General features: G+C 60.2%; 9 protein-coding genes and 2 pseudogenes. 2 read left to right on the top strand and 9 right to left on the bottom strand.

The features are described 5' to 3' along the window. Window positions 1–329, bottom strand: a pseudogene (locus tag C1H66_RS15955) (D-galactarate dehydratase); the annotation flags it as partial. Window positions 330–628: 299 nt separating this feature from the next. On the opposite strand from C1H66_RS15955, the gene tnpA reads away from it, so the two are divergent. Together tnpA and C1H66_RS15950 are read left to right on the top strand one after the other, a co-directional pair. Next, the gene (tnpA, locus tag C1H66_RS23550) at window positions 629–895 is read left to right on the top strand and encodes an IS66 family insertion sequence element accessory protein TnpA (protein WP_423133103.1); all 267 of its coding nucleotides are present in this window, start codon (window positions 629–631) and stop codon (window positions 893–895) included. Between the two features lie 769 nt (window positions 896–1,664). Beyond that, window positions 1,665–1,913 (top strand): hypothetical protein, encoded by a 249-nt coding sequence (locus tag C1H66_RS15950; RefSeq protein WP_205738681.1) that lies wholly within the window; start codon window positions 1,665–1,667, stop codon window positions 1,911–1,913. Between the two features lie 252 nt (window positions 1,914–2,165). Here C1H66_RS15950 and C1H66_RS15945 read toward each other — a convergent pair whose 3' ends face one another. The 8 genes and pseudogenes from C1H66_RS15945 to C1H66_RS22955 all read right to left on the bottom strand — a co-directional run. Beyond that, complete coding sequence (locus C1H66_RS15945; RefSeq protein ID WP_102628872.1) at window positions 2,166–2,915, bottom strand: sulfite exporter TauE/SafE family protein; 750 nt, start codon at window positions 2,913–2,915, stop codon at window positions 2,166–2,168. Window positions 2,916–2,931: 16 nt separating this feature from the next. Next, the gene (locus tag C1H66_RS15940; RefSeq protein ID WP_102628871.1) at window positions 2,932–4,650 is read right to left on the bottom strand and encodes an L-aspartate oxidase; all 1,719 of its coding nucleotides are present in this window, start codon (window positions 4,648–4,650) and stop codon (window positions 2,932–2,934) included. Between the two features lie 3 nt (window positions 4,651–4,653). Beyond that, window positions 4,654–5,265 (bottom strand): fumarate hydratase C-terminal domain-containing protein, encoded by a 612-nt coding sequence (locus C1H66_RS15935; RefSeq protein WP_102628870.1) that lies wholly within the window; start codon window positions 5,263–5,265, stop codon window positions 4,654–4,656. 4 nt (window positions 5,266–5,269) lie between these two features. Further along, window positions 5,270–6,145: a fumarate hydratase gene (locus C1H66_RS15930; protein WP_102628869.1), complete on the bottom strand. Its 876-nt coding sequence runs from the start codon at window positions 6,143–6,145 to the stop codon at window positions 5,270–5,272. A gap of 39 nt (window positions 6,146–6,184) precedes the next feature. Continuing rightward, entirely contained in the window at window positions 6,185–6,541 is a 357-nt protein-coding gene (locus tag C1H66_RS15925) for a succinate dehydrogenase, cytochrome b556 subunit (protein ID WP_102628868.1), read from the bottom strand. Next, window positions 6,538–6,873 (bottom strand): succinate dehydrogenase, encoded by a 336-nt coding sequence (locus tag C1H66_RS15920; RefSeq protein WP_102628867.1) that lies wholly within the window; start codon window positions 6,871–6,873, stop codon window positions 6,538–6,540. Before C1H66_RS15920 ends, C1H66_RS15925 begins: the two co-directional genes overlap by 4 nt. Then, the gene (locus tag C1H66_RS15915) at window positions 6,870–7,583 is read right to left on the bottom strand and encodes a succinate dehydrogenase/fumarate reductase iron-sulfur subunit (protein WP_102628866.1); all 714 of its coding nucleotides are present in this window, start codon (window positions 7,581–7,583) and stop codon (window positions 6,870–6,872) included. The genes C1H66_RS15920 and C1H66_RS15915 overlap by 4 nt, the downstream gene beginning before the upstream one ends. 98 nt (window positions 7,584–7,681) lie before the next feature. Next, window positions 7,682–7,942, bottom strand: a pseudogene (locus C1H66_RS22955) (tripartite tricarboxylate transporter substrate binding protein); the annotation flags it as partial.

The following is a 7,942-nucleotide window of genomic DNA, read 5'->3' as shown; positions in this document are numbered from 1 at the left end:
TCACGATGCCCCAGCGCCTCGGCGGCCGTATGGCGACCATTGGCGGTGCGCAGCATCATCTCGAGCAGCTGATCGCCGGCTTCGTCCATGTTGACCTCGCGTGCCAGCAGCCCGGCCACATCGACGTCGATATGCTCCCCCATGGTTCGCACCGTCCGAGGGTTGGCACAGATCTTGATCACCGGAAGAATGGGATTGCCGACGACATTGCCCTGGCCGGTGGGAAAGAAATGCACCACGTATCCCGAGGCGGCACAGAGAGTGACCATCTCCGCCGCTGCCGAGGAGGAATCCATGAACCACAGCCCCGGCTTGTCCGGCGCCTCGGCCCCCTCGACCATCACCACGCCGACGCTGTCGCCGGCATCATGCACACTGAAGTCGATGCTCACCTCTTGTATCACTCCGTATAGCGTGTACTTGTCGTTGTGATGCCACAGTGGCTCTGAGAGAGACATCATCACTCGGTACCTCTTCTAGACCCAACTCATGTATAGGATATGTTATATAGGTGTGTCAATGCTTCATCAGCATAGCTGCTGTAACCAGCCATTCCAGCACGTCTTTTCTGGAAACGACCTACCCACCCTACGCTGATCCCGCATCCAACGACGGGGAGTCAGTTCCTATGCAGACAAGACGCCATCCACGCTACCCAGCCGAGCAGTGGCAGGCCTGGATCGAGGAACAGGCCGGCAGCGGTCTGTCGCAGCGGGTGTTCTGTGAGCAGAAGGGCCTATCCACGAGTTCGTTACAGCTCTGGAAGCGCCGACTGGGGCTGGCGGCGCCAGCGGTACAGGCTTCATCTCGACACACTGACGCCGAGACTTCTGTCTTCATCCCGGTGATAGCACCCGATCCCACCTCGAGCGTGGGCTGCACTGCATTCCGGTGAGCCGCCGTTATGCCCAGTTCGGGATTATGCGCAGTTGTTCAAGCATCGTATCCGTAACGCACTGACTGTAAATGGACGTCACAGCCCGCTGGAATGGATCTACAAGGCATAAGATTTGAGCACCACTCGCCACCCTGTCGGGAGGGTACTCATGTCAGACAATCCGTGTGTTCGTGTTCAGCCACCGTAATCGGCACTATCGAGCGCCAACACAGACTTGATCGACCGGTCTGTCGCTCACTTGGAACGACGAGAGCATACTGCCAGCACGAAGAAGGCCTACCGCAACGCAGTGACACATTTCCTGCCATTGCGCCATACCGCAGCCCCCGCGCTTGAAGAGTTTCTCAGCACCGAGACCGTGTGTGATTTCCCGATGAGCATCTGCTGACCTGGCACTGCTTGCCACCCGTTGTCCGCTCGCACAAGTCGGCTCGAGCGGCACTGAATCAGCTTCTGACGATGCATGATCAACCCCGCCGATCCAACGCAACGAGCTACTCCCGACGGCTATCGAGGCCTCGGTCATCGCCTTCGATGCCTATCAGCGTGACATCTACGGCTTGGCTGTACAAACGCGCCGTGGTCGGTGACGTAAGGTACGGTAACCTGCCATTCTAGGGCGTCATTTCTCGAAGCATCCAGATCTACTACGCTGATCCCGTCACTTTCTGACGGAGCATAAATTCCCATGTCTAGCCGACACCACCCTCGCTATCCAGCCGACTGCCATCCACTAGATTTGATTTTAACTCTGTGTATCGACGACATGAGCCTCGACCAGTTGTTGGCACTCGACCAGGTTATTTTCCGCCGGATCGAGGAACTCCGTGCTCGGCAAGAGCTTGACGTGCTGAGCCTTCTGACCCTAGGGCAGGCCATCTCCTTCGAGACCCACGAAGGCCAAATCTTCGGTCGCGTCATCAAGATCAACTGTAAGACGGTAGTCGTACAATCGGAAAACAACCGCCAGTGGAAGGTCTTGGTGGGACTGATCCAGCCATTACGGAATGTGTAACGCAAGCGGTATCTGAGACGCCTTGGAATGACCGGTTACGTTGCCTCGTCGTTGGCCGATGTCTCACCGGGTCCGGGTAAATCGCACTTGTTCCCAGCCACTACTCACGTCCTCGCCGCCTAAGCTAACTGCAGTGAAAGCCGGCTGCATAATTTAGGCAGCCTTCAGGGCATGGTGATGTCCTGACCGGTAAGCCGGCATCAGCCACGTCATCGGCACATCCGGCGCTCATCTACGCTGTCGATCCGCGCACTAGAACAGGCCCCGTCGAATCAGGTTGCCCCCCAATACGATCAACGCGACCAGCAGCACCTTGCGGAACAGCGCCTTGTCGATATGGCTGCGGACGACCTGTCCCGCCCACATGCCGAGGAAGACAGGCAAAAGCGCCATGGAGGAGACGATGAACTCGTCAAAGCCGAAGATCCCAACGCCGATATAGGACAACGCCAGGGGCACTGAACCGAACAGCGCCACCAGACCGTAGGCCTTGACGAAGTCCTCCTTACTGAGCTGGATCCCCACCAGATACATCACCAGGGGCGGCCCGTTAATGGTCGAGATACCGTTAAGCAGGCCGGCCACCACGCCGGTGCAGGGACCGGCCCAGACCTCGTGGCGGGGCGGCACGACCAGCTGCATGCCCCTCAGATTGAACAGCGAGAAGCCGACAACGATCACACCCAGGGAGACGAACAGCAGCGTTTCCTCGATGCTAGCCAGCAGCGCCGCCCCCAGGGCCGTGAACAGTACGAACACCAGTGACATGGGCAACAGCCGGCGGGTGCCCCCGGCAGGCAGCCCGTGTCGGAAGGCCTGCCAGAGGTTGCTCATCACGATCGGTACCACCAGCAGGGCCACCACCAGTGTCGGACTGAGGAAGACGCCGAGGATGGAGAGCACCATCAGCGGCAGCCCGATACCCAGGATCCCCTTCAGCACCCCGCCCAGGAAGAAGGCCAGGCAGATCAGCAGAAGCTCCTGACCGGTCAGTTCGAACATGCCAGTCCGCCCACGATCACTCCTTGATGATGGTCTTGCCCGGTGTCACACGGTTGTGCACGACCGGCTCCTCGGTAACCCTCAGCTCGCCGTCGCCCGACAGCCGCACACAGGTGAAGGTAGATGACTCGAGATCACCGGTATCGGGGAAGTCCTCGCGATAGTGCGCACCGCGGGAGTTCTCTCGCTGCAAAGCCGAGGAGGTGATGGCGCGGCTCACCAACAGCTGGTTCTTGACGTTCAGCCACTCGTGCCAGGTAACGTTATAGCCCAGCTCGTCGGCCCCGCCGATGCCGATGGTGTCCAGCTCGGCCTCGAGCGCGTCGAGTCGGGCATGGACCCCGGACAGCCGCTCCCGGGAGCGGATGATCCCGACATCCTCCCACATCAGATCGCGCAGGGCGCTCTGCACGGCAAAGAGATCCCCCGGTGGATTGTCAAGGGGTGCCCGACAGCGGGCTTCTGCTTGCTCGATCACCGCTTGGTCCGGCTCGCGGAATTCGGCCCCGTTCTTCAGCCAGGCGGCCATGGTGTCCCCGGCGATGCCACCGAACACCGTGGAATTGGCAACGCCGTTACCGCCCAGGCGATTGGCACCGTGCACCCCGCCGGTATCCTCGCCGGCGGCGAAAAGCCCCGGCAGGGAAGTAGAACAGTCCGGCGTGAAGCGCACCCCGCCCATCATGTAGTGGGCAGTGGGCACAACCTCCACCATGCCACCCGCCAGGTCGAAGCCGCAGTCTGCACAGCGCTCCACCATGCCCTTGAACTGCTTGCGGACCTTGTCGACACCCAGATGGGCCATTGAGATATAGACGCCGCCATTGGGGGTAGAGCGACCTTGACGCATCTCTTCGAAGATACCTCGCGAGACGATATCACGCGTGGCCCGCTCGCCTCGCTCATCGTAGTTGAACATGAAACGCTCGCGATCACCGTTGAGCAGGTGGCCACCGGCGCCCCGCAGCCCCTCCTCCAACACGGTACCCGTCATCCGTGTATCGGGACCGGCTAGCAAGCCGGTGGGGTGGAACTGCACCATCTCCATGTCGCGTAGCTCGAGCCCGGCGCGCAGCGCCATGGCCATGCCATCACAAGACTTGTCCCCCGAGGGGGTATGGTAACGATACATGGTAGGGCCACCACCGGTAGCCAGCAGCACCGCCTTGGCATGCACGAAGACTCGCTCACCGCTGCGCATGTCGATCATCACCACACCAGCGATCCCATCGCCATTCCGGGCGGGAATTAGCTCGATTGCGCGATGCTCCTCTAAACGGTTTACGCCGCTGGCCCAGACCCGCTCGGCCAGGCGGTTGATAATCTCGATGCCGGTCAGGTCGCCTTTGTGTACGGTGCGGTCGAAGGTCTGCCCGGCGAAGGCCTTCTGGTGGATGGTGCCATCCGGGTTTCGGTCGAAGAAACAGCCCAGCTCGTTCTCCAGCTCCTGAATCCGCTCGACGGCGGTGGACACCAGCGTCCAGGCCAGATCCTGGTCGGGCAGCCATTTCCCCCCCTCGATAGTGTCCATGAAGTGGCGCTCGACGGAATCGCCGTCGGCCATGGCCACGTTGTAACCACCCTGCACCATGCGGGTACAGCCGCACTTGCCGAGTAGCCCCTTGACGGCCACGGTGACATCGGCATCCGGTGCCGCCGCCTTGGCGTGCACGGCGGCGAATAGGCCGGCGCCGCCGCTACCCATGATGAGAATATCGGTCTTGATCTCGCGCATTTCTTACCCCTTTGCCTTCAGACCCCGCAAGGCTTCCTCGCGATAGGATTGGGCGACTTTCCGGACATTCTCGTATAGGCTGCCGCCGTGGGAATCCATGGCCACCATCAGCGGGCCGAACCCCTTGACCCGAAACTTCCACAGCGACTCCGGGTTAAGGTCATCCAAGTCCACATCCTCGATCGCCTCGACCCAAGTCGTCTCCAGGGCCGCTGCGCCGCCCACGATCGCCAAGTAAACTCCCCCCATCTGCTGGAAGGCTGCCAGAGAATCCTGCAGCAGGCCTCCCTTGCCGATGATCGCCTTCACCCCATACTGCGCCATCAGCGGCTGGGTGAATCGCTCCATACGGGCGCTCGTGGTGGTGCCCACGCAAATGTGGCGATAGCCGGCGGGATACTCATCGGAGGGCTCGACCTTCTGCACGTTGGGTGCGGTGTGGATCACCGCATGGCCGGACAGGTCGAAACGAGTCGTGCGACCCTTGTCGAACATATGGATCTGGTTGGCATCGCGGATGCCGAAGAGGGTGCCATTCAGAGAGACGGTATCGCCGATACGCAGTGAGCGGATAAACTCTTCGCTCATGGGCGTTTGAACATCATGATGTGCCATAATTTCAGAACCCCACGTCTATTCCAACTGGTGTAAAAGTCGCCTTGGCGCGCCGCGCCGAGTGGCACTGCATGTTCACAGCCACTGGATTCATGGTGATATGTGTGGCAGCCAATTCCACATGCACGGCGAAGGCCGTGGCGTTACCACCCAGCCCCTGGGGCCCCACTCCCAGCTTGTTCACCGCCTCGCTGAGCTTCTCCTCCAACTCAGCCCCTTCGGGATCTTCACAGCGCGAGCCCAAGGGACGCGTCGCCGCCTTCTTGGCCAGGTGAACGCAGAGATCACCTGTGCCGCCGATGCCCACACCAACGATGGTCGGCGGACAGGTCTTGGCGCCTGCCTCCAGCACCGAATCGATGACGAATTCGTGAATGGCATTGCGCCCCTCTGCGGGAAGCGCCATCTTCAGCCAGGTATTGTTCTCCGAGCCACTGCCCTTGGGGATCATCTCGATCTCGAGACTCTCCTTGCGGTTCGAGAAGTCGATATTGATCACCGGGACCAGGTGGCCGCAGGAGGTATGCTCATTCTGGCGAGTCAGTGCATGGACTACGGAGGAGCGCAGCGGGTGCTCCTTGGTCGCTCGCTCGCAGCCGCGCCGCAGTGCCTGCTTCAACTCGAAGCCGTCGACTTCCACATCACGGCCTATCGTGACGTTATAGATAGGGATCCCCGTGTCCTGGCAGAGCAGATTGCTGTTCTCTTCGGCCACGGCGATGTTCTTGACCATGGTGCCCAGCACGCTCTTGGCCAGGTCATTGGTCTCGCTCTGTGAAAGCCTGTCGAAACCGGCCTTCACATCATCGGGGAGCACCTTGAGGGCCCGGATATAAAGGTCTCTCGCGACCTCTTCCACCTGTTTCAGGTCAACAATCATTGCAATAACCTCCAGATCAACCCGCCTGTGGATGGATACTCAAAAAACCCGCAAAAGAAAGAAGGTGCCCGCCACTAGGCTGCCGCCGAAGGCGATTGCCACCATGCTCTTCTGCCAGCTCGTCCAGCCTAGCGCCTCCAAGGCCATCACCCTCAGCCCGCAGCCAAGATGCAGCGCAAGCATCAGCACCAGACCCACCTCGGCGATCTTGACCATCGGGTTGTCGGCCCAGCTCAGGAACGAATCCAGCGCCGCCTCACCGTGCAGTGCCTGCGAGAGAGCCAGGAAGTGCAGCGGAAGGAAGGCAGCCAACAGCAGGCCTGACACCCGGTGAAGGATGAAGGCTACATAGGACGGGTGGCTGCGGGCTTTCAAGGCATAGGAACCATTAGTCATGAAAACACCCCCCAAATGGCTCGGGATCCCAAGATCAGCAGCAGTAGGCCAAACAGAGAGACGATGACTTCGACACCACTACCCAACTTCAGGTGTTCCCTGGCGATATGCCTCAGGCCAATCGGTGCATGAATGGCCACGGCTATTACGAACAGGCTGTAGAACAACAACCACGGGATGCTGCCCTGTGTCCTTGCCAGAATCTCCGCGGCAGTCAGCCCACCCTGCACAACGATAATCATGGTAATAAGGTGCACCAGCACACAGAAAGCCAGTACTAGTGCCGATACCCGCTGTGCCAGCCACAGGAACGCGGAATGACGTGGACTCATAGCTCCCCCTTGAGCGCGGCACGGCTCACTTCACGCTTCAGCCCCGAGATGGAATGCGTGGGAGACAGCAGCTTGGGACAGCGCTGGGTACAGCTCATCTGGCTGTGACAGGAGTGGCAACCCGCATCGCCGCTGACCGCCCTTAGTCGATCGAGTCTCCGGGTATCACGTTCGTCCTTGACCAGGGTCCAAGTCCGATTCAGGGCAGCGGGCCCAAGATAGTCGGGCTTCCACTTCACGACATCGCAGGAGGCATAGCAGACCCCACAGCCAATGCACTCGATCGCCTCGTCCACCGCCATCCGCCCGCTGGAGTCGGGCTTAATGAGGGCGACCGAGTCCTCACGGGTGTGGGCACCCAGAAAGGCCCCACCCGCCTTTTTCTGCTTGTCGAAGAAGGTCTGCATGTCACAGACCAGGTCCTTCACCACCGGGAAGTTTTCCAGCGGGCGAAGGTCCAACGCATCACTGTCGCATACCTTGTCGACATGGGTGCGGCATGTCCAGCGTGCCTTGCCGTTCACACTCATCGCACAGGACCCGCACATTCCAACCCGGCACGCATAGCGATAGGAGAGAGTCGGATCCAGATTGCGCTGAATATAGGTCACAACATCGAGTATTGTCTGATTTTCCTTGCGCGGGACATCGAAATATTCCTGCGCGCCTGATCCAGCACTACGCCAAACTGAAACTTTTAACTTGCTCATTTTGACAACTCTTTTGCATTATCACCGACCCAGAGAGTGGCCACGATAGCCCCCAGACAAGGCCACCCCGCCATCAACTGGCGGGGGGCCATTTCCCGTTAACCTTCGTCACCGAGAATCTCGGCATACTCTCCCTTCAGGCGTTCCACCAACTCGGCACTCTCCTCCGGGCCCCAGTTGTGCACGAACATGCCCATGTCCTGCTGCCGTGTCGTAATCTGCTGGTTCACGGCATCGAACCCCTCCGCCAGCGTCGCCACTATGTCGTCCGGAGTGTCAGCCGGCACCAGCACGCCGCGGTAGATCGCCTCGACCACGTCGTAACCCTCTTCCCGGAAGGTCGGCACGTCTTCCAGAAA

The organism is Halomonas heilongjiangensis, assembly GCF_002879645.1.
Lineage (GTDB): Bacteria > Pseudomonadota > Gammaproteobacteria > Pseudomonadales > Halomonadaceae > Halomonas > Halomonas heilongjiangensis.
The sequence above is the reverse complement of the archived record's forward strand: the minus strand, read 5'-3'. Positions and strand labels throughout refer to the sequence as shown.